This window comes from Nocardia thailandica NBRC 100428 (assembly GCF_000308795.1).
Lineage (GTDB): Bacteria > Actinomycetota > Actinomycetes > Mycobacteriales > Mycobacteriaceae > Nocardia > Nocardia thailandica.
Window position 1 is genome coordinate 67781 of record NZ_BAGK01000127.1, and the last position, 16689, is coordinate 84469.

Sequence of the window (16689 nt, forward strand, 5' to 3'; positions counted from 1 at the left end):
CCATGGCCGTCATCGCGGCGCTGCCCGAGACCGAGGAGGGCAGGCGCCGACTGGCCCTGACCGGACCGGTCGACAACGAGCCTCTCGGCGAGATCGTCGTCGCCACCGCCGACGACGTGCGGGCGGCGGTGGACCGGGCCCGGGCCGCGCAACCGGCGTGGGCGGCCCGCCCGGTCCGTGAACGCGCGCGGATCGTCGCGCGCGCCCTCGACGTCCTGGTCCGGCGCCGGGCGGAGGTCATCGACACCCTCCACGCCGAGACCGGCAAGCCGCCCGTGGAAGCGCTGACCATGGAGATCGTGCCCTCCTGCGACTTCCTCAACTACTGGACCGCCCTGGCCCCGCGCGCGTTGCGGGCGGAACGCCGTGCGCTGCACGGCTATCTGCGGCCGTCGAAGAAGCTGGTCGTGGCGTACCGGCCGCTCGGTGTCGTCGGCGTGATCACGCCGTGGAACGGGCCGTTCGTGCTGGCGCTGAACCCGCTGGTGCAGGCCCTGCTGGCCGGAAACGCCGTGGTGCTCAAACCGTCCGAGGTGGCGCCGCGTTCGGGGGAGTGGGCGGTGCGGATCCTGCGCGAGGCGGGGGTGCCCGCCGACGTCGTCGCCGTCGTGCACGGCGACGGACAGACCGGCGCCGCGCTGGTCGATGCCGGCGTCGACAAGATCAGCTTCACCGGCAGCGTGGCCACCGGACGGGTGATCGGCGCCGCCTGCGGGGCCGCGCTCATCCCGTGCACCCTCGAACTCGGCGGCAAGGACGCCATGATCGTGTGTGCCGACGCCGATCTCGAGGAAGCGGCGGCGGGCGCGGTCTACCTGTCGATGTTCAACTGCGGGCAGGTGTGCCTGAGCGTCGAACGGGTCTATGTCGTCGACAGCGTGGCCGACGCGTTCGAGGCGCGGGTCGCCGAGATCGCCGCGGCGGTGCGTCACCGGTCCGTGGCGGGGCCGGGTGCCGAGGTCGACATGGGGCCGTTCACCTCCGAACGGCAGCGGGCGATCGTGCGCCGCCATCTCGACGACGCGCGCGCCCGCGGCGCGACGGTCCTGGTGGGCGGCGGCGAGAACGGCGGTGGTGGACTGCATTTCACGCCCACCGTGCTCACCGGGGTCACCCATGACATGGCGGTCATGACCGAGGAGACCTTCGGCCCGATCGTGGCGATCGAACGGGTTCGCGACGAGGACGAGGCCATCCGCCTCGCCAACGACAGCCCGTACGGCCTGAGCGGATCGGTGTTCACCGCCGACCCGGCGCGGATGCGGGAGATCGCCGCGCGCCTGGTCACCGGGTCGGTCGTGCACAACGACGCCGCGGTCGTCTACGGCGTTCCGGAAGCGCCCTTCGGCGGCCGCAGGAGCAGCGGACTCGGCCGCGTCAACGGTGGCCGTGAGGGGTTGCGCGGGTTCACCCATGCCCAGCCGCTGCTGCTTGCCCGGCGGCTCGGTCGCGGTCAGACCATCCGCTACCCCTACACCGACGCGCAGGAGAAGCAGCTCGATCGGCTGGTCCGGGTCGGTTTCGGCCGCCGGATCCTGCGGAGATTGCTGGCCTGAGTCCCCGGGTCCCTGTTGCCGAGGCGACGTCCGTAGTATTGTCCAGACAGGTGTCCAGAAATGAGATCTGGGCGAGCTGGAAAGGGACGACCATGCCACGATTCGAACCGCATCCGGTGGTACGGCCCGCGATCGTCACCGGAGCGTCCTCCGGCATCGGCGCGGCCACCGCGGTCGCGCTGGCCGAGCTGGGCCACCCGGTGGCCCTCGGCGCGCGCCGGGTGCCCACGTGCGAGGCACTGGCCGCGCGCATCCGGGACAAGGGTGGCGTCGCCTTCGCGCACCGGCTCGATGTCACCGACGACGATTCGGTCGAGGAATTCGTCACCGCCGCGGAGAAGGAACTCGGCGATATCGAGATCCTGGTCTCGGCCGCCGGTGTCGTGCGGTTCGGCGCCGCGCACGAGATGTCCTCACCGGACTTCGTCCGCCAGCTCGACCTGCACCTGGCCGGCCCGCACCGCATGGTCCGCCGCCTGGTTCCCGGCATGGTCGAACGTCAGCGCGGCGACGTGGTCCTCATCGGTTCCGACTGCGCGCTGTCTCCGCGGCCCCGCATGGGCGCCTACAACGCGGCCAAGTCCGGCCTCGAGGCGCTGTCGGTCCAGATGCGCCAGGAACTCGAGGGCACCGGCGTCCGCGTCTCGATGGTGCGCCCCGGCCCCACCCAGACCGAGATGGGCACCGACGCCACCGTCGAGGACGTGGGCCCCCTCCTCGAGGACTGGTCCCGCTGGGGTTTCGCCCGCCACCCCTATATGCTGCGCGCCTCCGATATGGCCGCCGCCGTGTCCGCCGTGGTGAGCACTCCCCGCGGCGCCCACATCATCATCAGCGAGGTCCAGCCCGAGGCGCCTTTGCGCCATCCCAAACCGGCGCCCACGCAGCAGTAGCCGTCCCGGGACGCGAAACCGGTGTGGCATCCCGAACGGTGATGCCACACCGGTTCTCCTGCCGAGGTCATTCACCTCGAGCGGCCCGGACGACCTCCGCCACGGTGGTGAACTTGCGGCGCGACCGCTTGTCGGTCGCGCCCGCCGCGCGTTCGGCGCGGTCGACGGCGGCCCAGCCGCTGCGGTCGACGAGGTCGGGGCGGCGTTCGCGCAGGAGCTCGGTGAGCGCACCGGCCGGGGCCGCGGGGGGCGGGAGCAGGCCGGCCCGGAAGTCGTCGACCAGGGCGGTGACGGTGTCGGTGGCGTCGGTGCGGTTGGTGCCGATGACGCCGCGGGCGCCGCGCTTGATCCAGCCCGTCGCGTAGACGCCCGGGAGCGGGGTGCCCGCGTCGTCGAGGACTCGGGCGCCGTCGGTGGGCAGGACGCCGCGCTCGGTGTCGAACGGGAGGCCGGGAACGGGGTTGCCCCGATAGCCGACGGCTCGCAGGACGAGGCCGGTCTCGAGGCTGTCGACGTCCTCGGTCGCCCGTGCGCCGACAACGCCGTCGGTGCGGACCGCTTCGGTGCGCACGACCTCGAGGCCGGTCACCCGGTCGGGGCCGGTGAGGGCGGTCGGCGCAGTCCAGAAGCGCAGGACGATGCGCCGATCACCCTCGCGCGGTGGGCGCCCGGCGAGCTCGGTGAGGATGCGCCACTTCGTCTGTGCCGCATAGGAGGCGTCCTCGCTCGCCAGGAATTCCTCGTCGGCGGGGTCGAGGACCAGATCGGCCGGGTCGACGACGAGGTCGACGCCGGGCAGTCCGCCGAGCGAGAGCAGTTCGGCGCCGGTGTATCCGGCCTGCAGCGGTCCGCGCCTGCCCAGCACGACGACTTCGCGGATCGCGCTGTCGCGCAGGGCTTCCAGGGCGTGATCGGCGATGTCGGTGCGGGCCAGCCGGTCCGGGGGCAGGGTGAGGATACGGGCCACGTCCAGGGCGACGTTGCCGTTGCCGACCACCACGGCCCGCTCGGCGCTCAGGTCGAAGCTCCGGTCGGCGTAGTCGGGATGCCCGTTGTACCAGGCGACGAACTCGGTCGCCGCGACACTGCCCGCCAGGTTCTCGCCCGGGATGCCGAGGGCCTTGTTTCCGGAGGCGCCGACGGCGTAGACGACCGCGTGGCAGCGCTCGGCGAGTTCGGCATGGGTGATGTGGGTGCCGACCTCGGCGCCGAGGTGGAAGCGGACCGCGTCGCGTTCGAACGCCGCGGTGAAGGTCTCGGCCACGCCGCGGGTGCGGTCGTGGTCGGGCGCGACACCGTGGCGCAGCAGGCCCCACGGGGTGGGCAGCCGGTCGATCATGTCGATCTCGACCTCACCGCGCGCGAGGAGCTGTTCGGCGGTGTAGCAGGCGGCGGGGCCGGTGCCGACGATGGCGACCCGCAGCGGCCCCCGGCCGCGCTCGAGGCGGGCGGGGGTGGCGACGGGGGTGATGTCGAGGGAGAGCGGATGCCGCTGGAACCAGCCGGCGTTGATCGCGCTGAACTGCTCGAGCCCGGCGGGGAGCTCGTCCTCGGCGTAGACGGCGTCGACCGGGCACGCCTCGAAGCAGGCACCGCAGTCGATGCAGGTGCCGGGGTCGATGTAGAGCATCTCGGCGGTGGCGAACTCGGGGTCCTCGGGGCGCGGCCGGATGCAGTCGACCGGGCACTCGGCGACACAGCTCGCGTCGTTGCAGCAGCGCTGCGTGATCACATAGGTCATGGCGGGCCGCTCACTTGCGCCTGCGGTAGCGCACCAGGCACGGCTGCTGGAGCTGGACGACCATCTTGGAGTGATCGTTGCGGTAGCTCTCGGCGGGCTGGGCCATCTCGAACTCCCAGTCGCGCAGCAGGATCGAGAAGATCGCCTTCATCTGCATGAGCGCGAACGCCGCGCCGACACAGCGGTGGCGGCCCGCGCCGAACGGGATCCAGGTCCAGCGATTGACGATATCGGCCTGCTCGGGGTCGATGTAGCGGCCCGGATCGAAGAGGTCGGGGTTCGGGAAGTCCTCGGGCAGCCGGTTGGAGACGGCGGGGGAGGCCGCGACCATGTCGCCGTCGGTGATCTGATGTCCGCACACCTCGAACTCGCCGCGCGCGACCCGCATGAGCACGATCAGCGGCGGATGCAGCCGCAGCGTCTCCTTGAGTGCGGCCTCGAGCTGCGGGATCCGGCGCAGCGCGCGGAAACTCACCTCGGTGTCCTCGGCGAACAGCTGGTCGAGCTCGTCGACCACGTTCCTCAGGTGTTCGGGGTGGCGCAGCAGCTCGATCAGCGTCCAGGCCGAGGTGCCCGAGGTGGTGTGGTGGCCGGCGAACATCAGGGAGATGAAGATGCCGGTGACCACCGAGGCGGAGAAGCGGGGCTCGCCCTGCTCGTCGCGGATCGAGACCAGGACGTCGAGGAGATCGCGCTCCTCCTTGCCGGTGGGCGGGGCGGCGATGCGTCCGGCCATGATCTGCTCCATGAGCCCGACCAGTTCGGCACGGGATTCGTCGCGCTTGCGGAAGCTCTCGATCGGCAGGTACGGATCGACGTAGGCCAGGGCGTCGGTGCCGCGCTCGAGGTCGTGGTAGAGGTGCGCGAACCGGACGTCGAGCTCCTCGCGGAACTTGGGACCGATCAGGCAGGCCGAGGAGGTGTAGATGGTCAGCTCGGCGAAGAAGTCGAGGAGATCGATCTCCCCGGATTCCCCCCAGCCCGCCACCATCCGGTCGACCTCGTGCGAGATCGTCGCCGCGTGTCCGCGCATGTAATCGGCGCGTAGCGCCTGATTGTGCAGCATCTCCTTGCGGCGCTCGGGGCTGGCGTCGAAGACCACGCCCTCGCCGAAGATCGGCTTCATGAACGGGTAGGCGGCCTGCTGGTCGAGATCCTCGTCGGCGGCGCGGAAGAAGAATTCGTTGGCCTCGGCTCCGGTCAGCAGCACCACGTCGCGGCCGGCGAGCTCGAAGACCCCGACGTCGCCGCACTCGGCGCGCACCCGGCGCATGAGGGCGATCGGGTCGGTCCGCATCTCCTCGAGGTGGCCGTGCTCGTGCTCGCCGCCGGAAACCCGCCGTGGCTTCAGAAGTGTCATCGAAGACCTCTCAATCCGGGCCACTGCTGGCCGCGTGTATAGACACGTGTCCAGACGGTACTACAGTTGCCGCGCGCGTCGCAATGAGACGACCGGCTCCGGAAACGAGAAAACCGCCCCCGAACTGGGAGCGGTCGGCCTCGTCTGCGGTCCGGGTCAGCCGAGGATCAGATGGACAGACTTCTCGATCCGGTCGGCCATCTCGGCGTAGGTGCCGTAGCCCATGCCGGCGCGCACCAGCGCGCCCGCGTAGAGCATCTCGAAGGATTCGAGGATGTCGAGGTCGGGATCGGGGCCGAGTGCCCGCGCGATGCGATTGCGGATCTCCAGGCCGATGCGCAGGCGGAGATGCGCGACATCGGGGTCCTGGCCCAGCAATGCGCTGGTGACCGCGCCCGCGAGTTCGGTCTCGCCGCCGACGATGAGCGAGACCTGCCGCAGGGTGCCGACCACGCGCTCGGCGGTGGTCTGGTCCTCGGCGAGTTCGGCGGCGGGGAGCTGGACCAGCCTGCGCCAGAAGACCTCGGCGACCAGGTGCTCCTTGGACGAGAAGTACGTGTAGGCCGTTGCGGTGCCCACGCCCGCGGCCGCGGCGACCATCCGCACGGTGGTTGCGGCGTAGCCCTCCCTGGTGATCACCTCGACCGCGGCCTTCGTCAGCCGGTCCACGGTGTCGGCCTGCTTCTCGGTCAGGCGACGGCGAGTGGCTTCGAGAATCGCGGAATCAGAATTGGTTTCGGACACCAGTCCATGTTACGTGGAGCGCGTAGAATACAGCAACATTCACGCAATGTGTGTCGAATTTCCACAATTCACGGCACGAAACGGCGGCCGTCGTCCGGTGCCTCGTCGGGACGCGGACGACCGCCGTGGCGTCGTTCCGTTGTCGTGGACCTCGGCCGTCAGGGCGCGGCGACCGCCGGCGTCGCGTCGTCGAGCAGGCCGGTGGCGGCGAGCTCGCCGCGCAGTCGCCCGAGGTACGCGACCAGGGTCTGTTCGGAGTCGTCGGGCGGTCCGTAGAGGACATCGGTGACCCCGACCTCCGCCCAGGCGCGCAGGCGTTCGGGGACGGGCGTGCCGTCGAGCGCGATGACACGTGGTGCGGCCCGCACGGCCGCCAGGTACTCGCGCAGCATCGTGCGCCGGGGCGCCCGACCAGGTGCGGCCGCGCCGCCCCAGCCTCCGGTGCGTTCGAGCACCAGCACCTGGGACCCGGCGCGGGCCGCCTCCACCGCGGCGGCCGCGCCCGCGACGCCGTAACCGGCGATCACCACGTCGGCCTCGAGGTCCCACCGGTCGACAGCGCGGCCTCGATGGGCCGGTAGTCGGTCGTGTCGCTCATTTCAGCCTGCGCATCCTGGGTTCGCCGTCGGCGCTCAGACGCTGGGTGACCGTGCTGATCGCCGCGTCGAGGCGGGTGCCGTTGGGCCAGCCGACGTAGTGGCACAGGAACAACGCGATCTCCCGCAGCTGCTCCTCGGTGAACTCCGTGTTGTGGAGGGCGCCCTGGAGCTGGATCTCGATGGTCTCCATCCGCCCCTGGGCGGTCAGCGCGCCGATCAGCAGCAGCCGCCGGTCGCGGTCGGAGAGTCCGGGGCGGGTCCAGATGTCGGCGAAGAGATGGTCGACGGTGGTGGCGAAATGCGCGGAGTCGATCTCCGGCGGCCGCCAGCCGTAGACCTCCTGCATACGGTCCAGGCCACGGGTGCGGGCGTCGTCGGTCATGAACGGCTCCTGTCGGTGTCGGCCGTGGCGGTCACGGCGGAGTGGGCGAGTCCGAGGCCGGCGGCCAGATGCCGCAGAGCCTGGTGCGCCAGCGGCAGTTCGACGCCGAGGTCGTCGCCGAGGGACAGTGCGAGGGAGAGGTCCTTCTCACCGAGATCCCGGACGTGCGACATGATCGGCAGCCAGGGATCGCCGAGTTCGATCCGCGCGCTGGTCTCACGCCAGAGGATGGCGCCGGGCCCGCCGGTGACCGCGTCGGAGTGCCGCACGACCTGACCGAGACGGCGCAGATCGAGCCCGGCCGCCTCGGCGAGTCGCGCGGCCTCGGTCGCGGCGGTGAACGCGACGAAGTGCACCAGGTTGCGCGCCAGCTTCATCCGGGTGCCCGCGCCGACGGGGCCGGCGTGCACCACGAGATCGGAGAAGCGGGAGAAGGGCGCCTTCACCGCGGCGAAGGCGTCGTCGCTGCCGCCGACCATCACCGCGAGCCTGCCCTGCTCGGCGCCCGGCGCGCCGCCGCTGACCGGTGCGTCGACCAGGTCGACCTGCTGCGCGCGACACCGTTCGGCGAGCTCGACGGCCGTGGCGTCGGAGATGGTGGAGTGCACGGCGACGACCGTGCCGGGGCGCGCGGTGCGCAGGATCCCGTTGTCGCCGGTGACGACGTCGCGCACCTGCGCGTCGTCGAGGACGGTGATCGAGATGACCGTCGCGTCGGCGGCGACGTCCGCGGGCGTGGCCGCCACGCTCGCGCCCTTGTCGGCGAACGGGGCCGTCGCGGTCCCCCTGGCGTCGCAGACGACCAGGCCGCCGGGCCAGTCCAGCAGGCGCTGCGCCATCGGCGCGCCCATGTTGCCGAGGCCGATGTATCCCAGGCGCGGTTCGCGAGCACTCACGAGCGGAACACCTGCCCGCCGTCGATGTTGAAGATCTGGCCGGTGACCCAGCTCGCGTCGTCGGAGAGGAGATAGAGGCAGGCGCCGACGAGGTCCTGCGGGGTGCCCATGCGCTTGAGCGGCAGCCGGTTGACCATATCGGCCACGATCTCGTCCGGAGTGACCGCCTTGGTGGCGGCGGTGTCGATCGGGCCGGGGGCGATGGCGTTGATGCGGATGTTGTTGCCGCCCAGCTCGAAGGCCAGCTGCTGGGTCAGGCCGTTGACGCCGACCTTGGCCAGCCCGTAGAAGCTGGAGTAGGTCCAGGCCGCGGTGGAGGACTGGTTCACGATCGAACCGCCCTTCTTGCGCATGTGCGGCCAGACCGCGCGGGTGACGTTCAGCGCGCCGTCCATGTTGACGCCCATGAACTTCTTGTAGTAATCCCACGGCACGGTGAGCAGCAGGTTCAGCTTCATGTCGCCGTAGATCGCGGCGTTGTTGACCAGGTGGTCGATGCCGCCGAACTCCGCGACGGTGAACTCGGCCAGCGACGTTGCCGAGTCCGGGTCGGCGACATCGGTCCGGTGGAATGCCGCGATGCCGCCCGCCTCGGCGATCTCCTTCACCACGGTGTCACCCGCCTCGGTGTTGAGGTCGGCGATGACGACCCGGGCGCCTTCGGCGGCGAGGGCCTTGGCGTAGGCGGCGCCGATGCCCTGCGCGGCGCCGGTGACGATGGCGGTCCGTTCGGTGAAACGTGTCATGGGAACTCCTGGGTGAAGCGGGTGGGAAGTGTCAGGCCGGGTAGGCGACGAGCTTGGTCTCGAGGTACTCCTCGAAACCGGCCACACCCATCTCCCGGCCGATGCCGGACTGCTTGTAGCCGCCGAACGGCGCGTCGACCGAGTACCAGGTGCCGCCGTTGACCGACAGGGTGCCGGTGCGGATGCCCGAGACGACCTTGTCGACGCGCTCGGGGTCGGTGCCCCAGACCGCGCCGGACAGGCCGTAGGGGGAGTCGTTGGCGATGCGGACGGCGTCGGCGTCGTCGTCGTAGGGCAGGACGACCAGCACGGGGCCGAAGATCTCTTCCCGCACGACCGCCGAGGTCGTCGGCAGGCCCGTGATCAGGGTGGGTTCGACGAACCAGCCCTCGTCGCGGCCCGCGGGTCTGCCGCCGCCGACGAGGATCTCCCCGCCGTCGCGCCGCGCCAGCTCGAGGTAGCTCTCGACCCGCTGCCGCTGCCGTTCGGAGATCAATGGCCCGCACACGGTGCCGGCGTCGTTCGGGTCGCCGGGGCGCACACCGCCCATCGTCTTGGCCGTGATGGCCACGGCCTCTTCGTACTTCGAGCGCGGCACCAGCAACCGGGTCGACAGGGCGCAGCCCTGGCCCGCGTGCACGCACACCGAGAAGGCGGCCATCGAGCAGGCCGCGCGCAGGTCCGCGTCCTCGAGGACCACGAACGCGGACTTGCCGCCGAGCTCGAGGAACACCTTCTTGACCGTGTTCGCCGCCGCGGCCATGACCGACTTGCCGGTGCGGGTCGATCCGGTGAACGAGACCAGATCCACCCGAGGATCCTCGGCGAGCAGGGCGCCGACGAGATGGTCGGAGGAGGTCACGACGTTGAGCACACCCGGCGGGATATCGGTGTGCTCGGCCGCGAGGATGCCGAGGGCCGCCGCGCACCACGGCGTGTCGGGGGCGGGCTTGAGCACCACCGTGTTGCCCGCGGCCAGGGCCGGGCCGAGTTTGGCGAGGTTGATCTGGTGCGGGAAGTTCCAGGGCGTGATCGCCCCGACCACCCCGGCCGCCTCGCGCCGCAGCACCCGCGCGGTGCGCATGCCCAGCGGTTCGGCGATGGGCAGGTCGGTGCGCCAGGCGTAGTTCTCGGCCAGCTCGGCGAACCAGCCGAGGTCGTGCACCGGCCCCTCGAGGTGGGGGCCCGAGGTCAGCAGGCGTGGGGCGCCCGCCTCGGCGATGGTGATCTCGCGCAGCTGCTCGATGTGGTCGAGCATGGCGTCGCGCAGCTGGCGGACGCACCGCGCGCGCAGGCCGGGGTCGGTGGACCAGCCGGTCTCGTCGAAGGCGGTGCGGGCCGCGGCGATGGCCGCGCCCATGTCCTCGGCGGACCCGTCGGCGGCCCAGCCGATCCGTTCCCCCGTGGTGGGCGAGGTCGTGGCGAAGACGCCCGCCGACCCGCCGACCAGTTTTCCGTCGATGAGCAATGGGGTGCCGTCACTGGGCCGTAGGTCGCTCGTCACCGCGTCTCCCTCGATGTCTGGACAGGTGTCTGGACTATATTTCACCGCGGCTGGACTCGGCAAGGGTACTGTTCGGACACGTGTCCATGCCCGCCTCGGCGGGTGCGGAGATCGCCAGTGCGGCCGGGGATCCGGCCGGGAGAGGACGTGGGAGATGAAGACCAGGCTGCGGTGCCCCTGTGGGGATCTGATCGTCGGCGAGAACGAGGACGATCTGGTCGCGCGCACGCAGGAACATCTGGCCGCGAACCACTCCGGCCACGACTACACGCGGGAGGAGATCCTGCTCTTCGCGTATTGAGCCGTGGCCGGAGGGGAGACGAGGGCGGCGCCGGGGCGCCGCGAACTCAGTGCGGGATGCTGTCGATGAGTTTGCGGCCGCCCTGGCGCAGCAGGTTGGCGCCGATGTAGAAGCCGAGGGCCTCCGGATCGTCGGCGACGCCCCAGTCCTGTGCGTCGAGCCACTGGGTGCCGTCGGGGGAGAACACGGTGCCGCGCAGCACGAGCCGGTCGCCCGGGGCGTCGGTGCACAAACCCGCGATGGGGGAGTTGCAGTGACCTTGCAGCGCGTGCAGCATGGCACGCTCCGCCGCCGCGTGGCGGCGGGTGCCCGGATGGTCGAGCCGGGCGGCCAGTTCCAGGAGTTCGGTGTCGTCCTCGCGGCACTGCAGGACGATGATGCCCGCGCCGACCGGCGGGCACATCCGCTCCACGGACAGGGTCTCGGTGATGCGGTGCTGGTGCCCGACCCGGTGCAGGCCCGAGACCGCGGCGATGATGGCGTCGAAGTGCCCGGCGTCGAGGCGGTCCAGCCGCGTGTTGACGTTGCCGCGCAGCGGCTTGATGTCGAGCTGCGGGTGGTGCAGGCGCAGCTGGGCGGCCCGGCGCACCGAGCTGGTGCCGACGATCGCGCCCGCGGGGAGCTCGGCCAGCGGCGTGCCGGTTCGGCTGATCACCGCGTCGTGGACGTCCTCGCGTTCGAGGTAGGCCGCGAACGCCAGCCCGGCCGGGATCGGGATGTCGCCGGGGATGTCCTTGAGGCAGTGCACCGCCAGGTCGGCCTCGCCGGTGAGCAGCGCGGCATCGATCTCCTTGACGAACGCGCCCTTGCCGCCGAGGGCGGCGAGGTCGCCCATCCAGCGGTCGCCCGCGGTGGTGAGCTTGACCAGTTCGGTGGCGGCACCGAGCCGTTCGAGGGCCGCCGCGACCTGCTCGGCCTGGTGGACGGCCATCGGGCTGGACCGCGTGGAGAGTCGGATGACGCGCTCTGGCATGTCCGGCACTCTACGCGCGCCGCCGTGGACGTGTTCCGGCGGTGGCGGCGTGTCGCCGTGTGGACACCCGCCGGGCGCGCCGATCATGAAATCGACGGCGCCCGGCGGCTTTTCGGACGCGGCCCGGTCAGACCGCGTCGGCGGCGGCCCGCCCGGCCGCCCGGCCGGAGAAGACGCAGCCGCCGAGGAAGGTGCCCTCGAGCGAGTTGTAGCCGTGCACGCCGCCGCCGCCGAAACCGGCCGCCTCGCCCGCCGCGTAGAGACCGGGAATCGGCGCGCCGTCGTGGCCGAGGGCGCGCGAGCCGAGGTCGGTCTGGATGCCGCCCAGGGACTTGCGGGTCAGGATGTGCAGCTTCACGCCGATGAGCGGGCCGGCGGCCGGGTCGAGCAGCCGGTGCGGTGCGGCGGTGCGCATGAGCCGGTCGCCGAGGTAGCGGCGCGAGTTGCGGATGCCCTGGATCTGGGCGTCTTTGCTGAAGGCGTTGTCCACCTGCAGGTCTCGCGCACGCAGCTGGTCGCGGACGTCGGCGGGGTCGAGGAGCGGTTCGGGGGTGAGCGCGTTCATCTTCGCCACCAGTTCCTCGAGAGTGCCCGCGACGACGAAGTCCGCGCCGTGGCGCGTGAACGCCTCGACCGGGGCGGGCGCGCCGCGGCCGAACACGCGTTCGGTGACAATGGCCTTGCGGTCGCGGGCGGTGATGTCGGGGTTCTGTTCGGAGCCCGACAGGGCGAATTCCTTGGCGATGATCCGCTGATTGGTGATGAACCAGGAGTGGTCGTGTGCGGCCAGGTCCGGGGTGGTGCGCAGATGACGCAGGGTGCCCAGGGTGTCGTAGCCCGGCAGGTAGGGCGCGGGCAGCCGGCGGCCCAGCGCGTCGATCCAGAACGAGGACGGGCCGGGCAGGATGCGGATGGCGTGGCGCGGCCAGACCGGATTCCAGTTCTGGATGCCTTCGGTGTAGTGCCACATGCGATCCCGGTTGACCAGGCGGACCCCGGCGTCGGCGGCGATGTCGAGCATGCGGCCGTCGACGTAGGCGGGCACGCCGGTGATCATCTCGGCCGGCGGGGTGCCGAGGCGTTCGGGCCAGTGCCTGCGCACGAGGTCGTGGTTGCCGCCGATGCCGCCGGTGGCCAGCACGACCGCGGCGGCCGAGAGCTCGAACTCGCCGACGGCCTGGCGGTTGGACGGCGCGCCGCGCTCGGCGTCGTCGGGGGCAAGGACCGTGCCGCGCACGCCGGTCACGGCGCCGTCGGTGCGCACCAGCTCGTCCACGCGGTGCCGGTGCCGGAAGCTCACGAGCCCCGTCCGCGCCGCGGCCAGTGCCGAGTCGGTGAAGGGCCCGACCACCCCCGTGCCGGTGCCCCAGGCGATGTGGAAGCGGGGGACCGAGTTTCCGTGCCCGTCGGCGCGCAGGTCGCCGCGCTCGGCCCAGCCGACCGAGGGCAGGAAGCCGATGCCGAGACCGGTGAGATAGGACCGCTTCTCGCCCGCGGCGAACTCGACGTAGGCGCGCGCCCAGCGCTGGGCCCAGCTGTCCTCGTCGTCGAGCCGGTCGAAGGCGGCGCTGCCCGACCAGTCGTTCCAGGCGAGTTCGGCGGAGTCGTGGATGCCGAGCCTGCGCTGCTCGGGGCTGTCCACGAGGAAGATCCCGCCGAAGGACCAGTAGGCCTGTCCGCCGAGGTTGGCGGCGTTCTCCTGGTCGACCACGATCACCCGCTTGCCGCGGCGGGTCAGTTCGTGGGTGGCGACCAGGCCCGCCAGGCCCGCGCCGACCACGATGACATCGGCATCCATAGCGCCGACCTCCACATTCTCCTCGTACGGCTTCAACTCTGTATCGGATACATTAGTGCATCGAATGCGCGGAGGTATGGTCATCGGGTGCCACCGACCGAGACGACCAAGCCGCCGCGCGTCACCCGCCGCCGGGCCGAGACCCGCGCGCGCCTGCTCGAGGCCGCGTTCGGGGTGTTCGCCGAGAAGGGATTCGGGCAGGTCCGCATCGAGGACGTCTGCGCCGCCGCCGGCTACACGCGCGGCGCGTTCTACTCGCAGTTCGCCAGCCTCGAGGAACTGTTCTTCGTGCTCTACGACCAGCGGGCCACCCTGATCACCGAGCAGGTCAGGGCCGCCCTCGACGCGGTGGCCGACCCGGCGGACCTGTCCGCGTTCGTCGAACGACTCTCGGCCACCCTGCTGCTGGACCGCGACTGGCTGCTGGTCAAGACCGACTTCCTCACCCACGCCGCCCGCAGGCCCGAGGTCGCGGCCCGCCTGATCGAGCACCGCGCGCAGCTGCGCACCGCCATCGAGGGCAAGCTGACCGAGGCGGCGTTCCGGCTGCCCGCGGAACTGGGCTCCATCGCCGACGCGGCCCACGCCGTGGTGGCCGCCTACGACGGGGTGACCGTCCAGCTGCTGCTCGACGGCGATCAGGCGGCCGCGCGGGACTGGCTGGCGCGCCTGATCCTCCAGCTGGGCGTGACCGGCCGATGAGGTTCCCGCTCACCCGCCCGGCGCTCGACCGCCACCGGGCCCTGTTCCAGCCGCCCGCGGCGCCGGGCGCCGGGCTCACCGCGCACTTCCTCGGCGTCTCCTCGCTCCTGATCCGCGACGGCCGGACCTCCGTGCTCGCCGACGGCTTCGTCACCCGCCCCGGCCTCGCCCGGGTCCTGCTCGGGCGGATCGCCCCCGACCGGGACCGGGTCGCCGCGGCCCACGCCCGGCTCGACGCCACCGACCTCGCCGCGGTGTTCTGCGCGCACAGCCACTTCGACCACGCGCTCGACGCGCCGGTGTGGGCGCTGCAGACCGGCGCCGACCTGATCGGCTCGCCCTCGACGGCGGCGGTGGGGCGCGGTCTCGACGTTCCCGAGTCGTCCCTTCGGGTCGTGGCCGAGGGCACGCCGCTGACCTACGGGGAGTTCACGCTCACCTTCGTCGAGATGCCGCACAGTCACGGCGACCGCTTTCCGGGCGACATCGCCGAGCCGGTGGTCCCGCCCGCGCGCGCGAGCGCCTGGCGGACCGGGGCCTGCTACTCGGTGCTGGTGGCGCACCCGCGGGGCCGGATCCTGGTGCACGCCAGCGCGAATCACCGTCCCGGCGCCCTGGCCGGCCTGCGCGCCGACGTCGTGTATCTCGGGGTCGGGGCGCTGGGCAGGCGCGACGACGCGTTCGTCGCCGACTACTGGCGCGAGGTGGTGACCGCGACCGGCGCGCGGCGGGTCGTCCTCGTGCACTGGGACGACTTCTTCGTCTCCCTCGACCGTCCGCTGCGGCCGCTGCGCTACCCGATGGACGACCTGGGCCGCACCCTCGCGCGCCTGACGGTCCTCGCCGGGGAACAGGGCGTGGAACTCCAGCTGCCGGTGCCGTGGGTGGCGACCTCCCCGGCCGCCTTCCCCTGAGTGGACGCCGGCCGGTTGCCGCTCGGTGCCGTCCGGCCGGGCGATGCCCCTGCGGCGCCGCCGGCGGCGCGGGTCCGTGTTTGGTGGGTGCGCCCGGGGGTAACCAGGCATCGGGTTCCGCTCGTTCGGGCGGACCACCAACCGCCGGGGACGGGATGACGTCTCTTCCGGACCGACGGGACGGCGGTTGCCGGAGGCGAGCGTGTGCTCATCGGTAGGGGCGCGGTCCAGGCGCCCGCCTCCGGCAACTGCCAGCCATCCCCGACCGGGGTCAGCCCAGCCGCACCGGCAACGCGTTCAGTCCGCGGATGAGCGTGCTGGCCTGGTAGCCGGGCTCGCGTGCCTCCGGCACCAGGGACAGGCCGGGGAACCGGCCGGTCAGCGCCGTGAAGGCGATCTCGGCCTCGAGCCGGGCCAGCGGCGCGCCCACGCAGAAGTGGATGCCGTGGCCGAAGGCCAGGTGGCCGGTGGACGCGTCGTCGAACCGCAGGTCGTCCGCGGCGGGGAAGCGCCGCGGGTCGCGGTTGGCCGCGATGAGCGCCACATAGACGAACTCGCCCGCCGGAATCTCGACCTCGCCCACCGTGATCGGCGCGGCGGTGACCCGCTCGGTCGACATGTTGACCGGCCCGTCGAAACGCAGCAGTTCCTCGACCGCGGCGGGGACGGCGCCGGGATCGGCCACCAGCGCCTGCCACCGGCCCGGGGCGCGCAGCAGGGCCAGGGTGCCGTTGGCGATGAGGTTGACGGTGGTCTCGTGCCCGGCGACCAGCAGCAGGAAGGCCATGGAGACCAGTTCCTGCTCGGTGAGCCGGTCGCCGTCGACGTCGGCCAGCGCGAGCTGCGAGAGCAGGTCGTCGGTGGGCTCGGCCCGCTTGGCGCGCACCAGGTCGGTGAGATAGGCGTGCATCGAGGACGCCGCGACGGCGCCGTCCTCCTTCAGCCGGTGCACGCCGACCAGCAGCCGCGTCCAGGCCTGGAAGCGGTCGCGATCATCGAACGGGATGCCCAGCAGTTCGCAGATCACCGCCACCGGCAGGGGATTGGCGAACTCGGCGAGCAGATCGGCCTCCTCGCCCGACAGCGCGTCGAGCAGTTCGTCGGTGATCTGCTGGATGCGTGGGCGCAGCACCGCGACCTGCTTGCTGGTGAACGCCTTGTTCACCAGTTTGCGCAGCCGGGTGTGACCCGGCTCGTCGGTGTTGAGCATGTGATCCGACAGCGCCATGGCCCGCGGATCCACCGGGCACCCGGTGTGCGCGGCGGTGGCCGCGGCGAGCTCCTCGGCGTTCTTGTGCAGCCGCGGATCGGCGAGCACCGCCCGCCCCGCCGCGTGATCGACGACCACCCACCGCACGGTGCCGTCGGGAAAGCGCACCCGGTGCACGATGCCGTCCTCCCGCCAGCGGCGATAGTAGGCGTGGGGGTCGTCGAAGAAGTCGTCGTCGATGGTCCGGACCGTGCCGAGGACAGAGTTGTTCGCCACCATTCCTCCAGGCTACTGCCGCCGGAAGTGACCAGGAGATGAATATTCCTGGAGTGCACCATGTTTGGTGTCTCTGCCGCGTTCAGGGAGAGGT

The 16689-nt window shown here is 71.8% G+C and carries 15 protein-coding genes and 1 pseudogene; 5 read left to right on the top strand and 11 right to left on the bottom strand.

The window, feature by feature from the left end; all coding sequences use genetic code 11:
* The first annotated feature begins 2 nt into the window (after positions 1-2).
* Positions 3-1556, top strand: a complete 1554-nt coding sequence (locus tag ON36_RS13680; protein ID WP_043652289.1) for an aldehyde dehydrogenase family protein — start codon at positions 3-5, stop codon at positions 1554-1556.
* Positions 1557-1648: 92 nt separating this feature from the next.
* Positions 1649-2449 carry an SDR family oxidoreductase gene (locus tag ON36_RS13685; protein WP_043652292.1) on the top strand — a complete coding sequence of 267 codons (801 nt, stop codon included), beginning with the start codon at positions 1649-1651 and terminating at the stop codon, positions 2447-2449.
* A 67-nt stretch (positions 2450-2516) separates the two neighbouring features.
* Here the strand turns inward: ON36_RS13685 and ON36_RS13690 are convergent, their stop codons facing one another.
* The 8 genes and pseudogenes from ON36_RS13690 to ON36_RS13725 all read right to left on the bottom strand — a co-directional run bounded on the left by ON36_RS13690 (position 2517) and on the right by ON36_RS13725 (position 10421).
* Positions 2517-4190 (bottom strand): FAD-dependent oxidoreductase, encoded by a 1674-nt coding sequence (locus tag ON36_RS13690; RefSeq protein ID WP_043652294.1) that lies wholly within the window; start codon positions 4188-4190, stop codon positions 2517-2519.
* Positions 4191-4200: 10 nt separating this feature from the next.
* Positions 4201-5550, bottom strand: coding sequence for a lanosterol 14-alpha demethylase (gene cyp51 / locus ON36_RS13695; protein WP_043652297.1), 1350 nt, complete (start codon positions 5548-5550; stop codon positions 4201-4203).
* Positions 5551-5706: 156 nt separating this feature from the next.
* Complete coding sequence (locus ON36_RS13700; protein WP_083885121.1) at positions 5707-6294, bottom strand: TetR/AcrR family transcriptional regulator; 588 nt, start codon at positions 6292-6294, stop codon at positions 5707-5709.
* Between the two features lie 416 nt (positions 6295-6710).
* A pseudogene (locus ON36_RS33515) lies at positions 6711-6892 on the bottom strand (FAD-dependent oxidoreductase); the annotation flags it as partial.
* Positions 6889-7275, bottom strand: a complete 387-nt coding sequence (locus ON36_RS13710; protein WP_043652303.1) for a carboxymuconolactone decarboxylase family protein — start codon at positions 7273-7275, stop codon at positions 6889-6891. The gene ON36_RS13710 and the pseudogene ON36_RS33515, both read right to left, overlap by 4 nt.
* A complete protein-coding gene (locus ON36_RS13715) occupies positions 7272-8171 on the bottom strand; it encodes an NAD(P)-dependent oxidoreductase (protein WP_043652306.1) in 900 nt (299 codons plus the stop codon). Before ON36_RS13715 ends, ON36_RS13710 begins: the two co-directional genes overlap by 4 nt.
* Positions 8168-8917 (bottom strand): SDR family oxidoreductase, encoded by a 750-nt coding sequence (locus tag ON36_RS13720; protein WP_043652309.1) that lies wholly within the window; start codon positions 8915-8917, stop codon positions 8168-8170. The genes ON36_RS13715 and ON36_RS13720 overlap by 4 nt, the downstream gene beginning before the upstream one ends.
* Before the next feature lie 31 nt (positions 8918-8948).
* The gene (locus ON36_RS13725) at positions 8949-10421 is read right to left on the bottom strand and encodes an aldehyde dehydrogenase (RefSeq protein WP_043652311.1); all 1473 of its coding nucleotides are present in this window, start codon (positions 10419-10421) and stop codon (positions 8949-8951) included.
* A gap of 154 nt (positions 10422-10575) precedes the next feature.
* Between ON36_RS13725 and ON36_RS33520 the strand changes: the two genes are divergently transcribed.
* Positions 10576-10722 (top strand): DUF1059 domain-containing protein, encoded by a 147-nt coding sequence (locus tag ON36_RS33520; RefSeq protein WP_083885122.1) that lies wholly within the window; start codon positions 10576-10578, stop codon positions 10720-10722.
* A gap of 46 nt (positions 10723-10768) precedes the next feature.
* Here the strand turns inward: ON36_RS33520 and hemC are convergent, their stop codons facing one another.
* Together hemC and ON36_RS13735 are read right to left on the bottom strand one after the other, a co-directional pair.
* Positions 10769-11695 carry a hydroxymethylbilane synthase gene (hemC, locus tag ON36_RS13730; protein ID WP_043652584.1) on the bottom strand — a complete coding sequence of 309 codons (927 nt, stop codon included), beginning with the start codon at positions 11693-11695 and terminating at the stop codon, positions 10769-10771.
* A gap of 127 nt (positions 11696-11822) precedes the next feature.
* Positions 11823-13493 carry an FAD-binding dehydrogenase gene (locus ON36_RS13735; RefSeq protein ID WP_043652587.1) on the bottom strand — a complete coding sequence of 557 codons (1671 nt, stop codon included), beginning with the start codon at positions 13491-13493 and terminating at the stop codon, positions 11823-11825.
* Positions 13494-13580: 87 nt separating this feature from the next.
* Between ON36_RS13735 and ON36_RS13740 the strand changes: the two genes are divergently transcribed.
* Together ON36_RS13740 and ON36_RS13745 are read left to right on the top strand one after the other, a co-directional pair.
* Entirely contained in the window at positions 13581-14195 is a 615-nt protein-coding gene (locus ON36_RS13740; protein ID WP_043652314.1) for a TetR/AcrR family transcriptional regulator, read from the top strand.
* Complete coding sequence (locus ON36_RS13745) at positions 14192-15109, top strand: MBL fold metallo-hydrolase (RefSeq protein ID WP_043652317.1); 918 nt, start codon at positions 14192-14194, stop codon at positions 15107-15109. The genes ON36_RS13740 and ON36_RS13745 overlap by 4 nt, the downstream gene beginning before the upstream one ends.
* A gap of 271 nt (positions 15110-15380) precedes the next feature.
* Here ON36_RS13745 and ON36_RS13750 read toward each other — a convergent pair whose 3' ends face one another.
* Positions 15381-16598: a cytochrome P450 family protein gene (locus ON36_RS13750; protein WP_052313958.1), complete on the bottom strand. Its 1218-nt coding sequence runs from the start codon at positions 16596-16598 to the stop codon at positions 15381-15383.
* Between the last annotated feature and the right edge of the window lie 91 nt (positions 16599-16689).

Excerpts from the sequence above, each read along its gene's own strand:
- ON36_RS13680 (WP_043652289.1), top strand. The coding sequence starts at position 3 with ATGGCCGTCATCGCGGCGCTGCCCGAGACCGAGGAGGGCAGGCGCCGA.
- ON36_RS13685 (WP_043652292.1), top strand. The coding sequence starts at position 1,649 with ATGCCACGATTCGAACCGCATCCGGTGGTACGGCCCGCGATCGTCACC.
- ON36_RS13690 (WP_043652294.1), bottom strand. The coding sequence starts at position 4,190 with ATGACCTATGTGATCACGCAGCGCTGCTGCAACGACGCGAGCTGTGTC.
- cyp51 (WP_043652297.1), bottom strand. The coding sequence starts at position 5,550 with ATGACACTTCTGAAGCCACGGCGGGTTTCCGGCGGCGAGCACGAGCAC.
- ON36_RS13710 (WP_043652303.1), bottom strand. The coding sequence starts at position 7,275 with ATGACCGACGACGCCCGCACCCGTGGCCTGGACCGTATGCAGGAGGTC.
- ON36_RS13720 (WP_043652309.1), bottom strand. The coding sequence starts at position 8,917 with ATGACACGTTTCACCGAACGGACCGCCATCGTCACCGGCGCCGCGCAG.
- ON36_RS33520 (WP_083885122.1), top strand. The coding sequence starts at position 10,576 with ATGAAGACCAGGCTGCGGTGCCCCTGTGGGGATCTGATCGTCGGCGAG.
- hemC (WP_043652584.1), bottom strand. The coding sequence starts at position 11,695 with ATGCCAGAGCGCGTCATCCGACTCTCCACGCGGTCCAGCCCGATGGCC.
- ON36_RS13735 (WP_043652587.1), bottom strand. The coding sequence starts at position 13,493 with ATGGATGCCGATGTCATCGTGGTCGGCGCGGGCCTGGCGGGCCTGGTC.
- ON36_RS13745 (WP_043652317.1), top strand. The coding sequence starts at position 14,192 with ATGAGGTTCCCGCTCACCCGCCCGGCGCTCGACCGCCACCGGGCCCTG.
- ON36_RS13750 (WP_052313958.1), bottom strand. The coding sequence starts at position 16,598 with ATGGTGGCGAACAACTCTGTCCTCGGCACGGTCCGGACCATCGACGAC.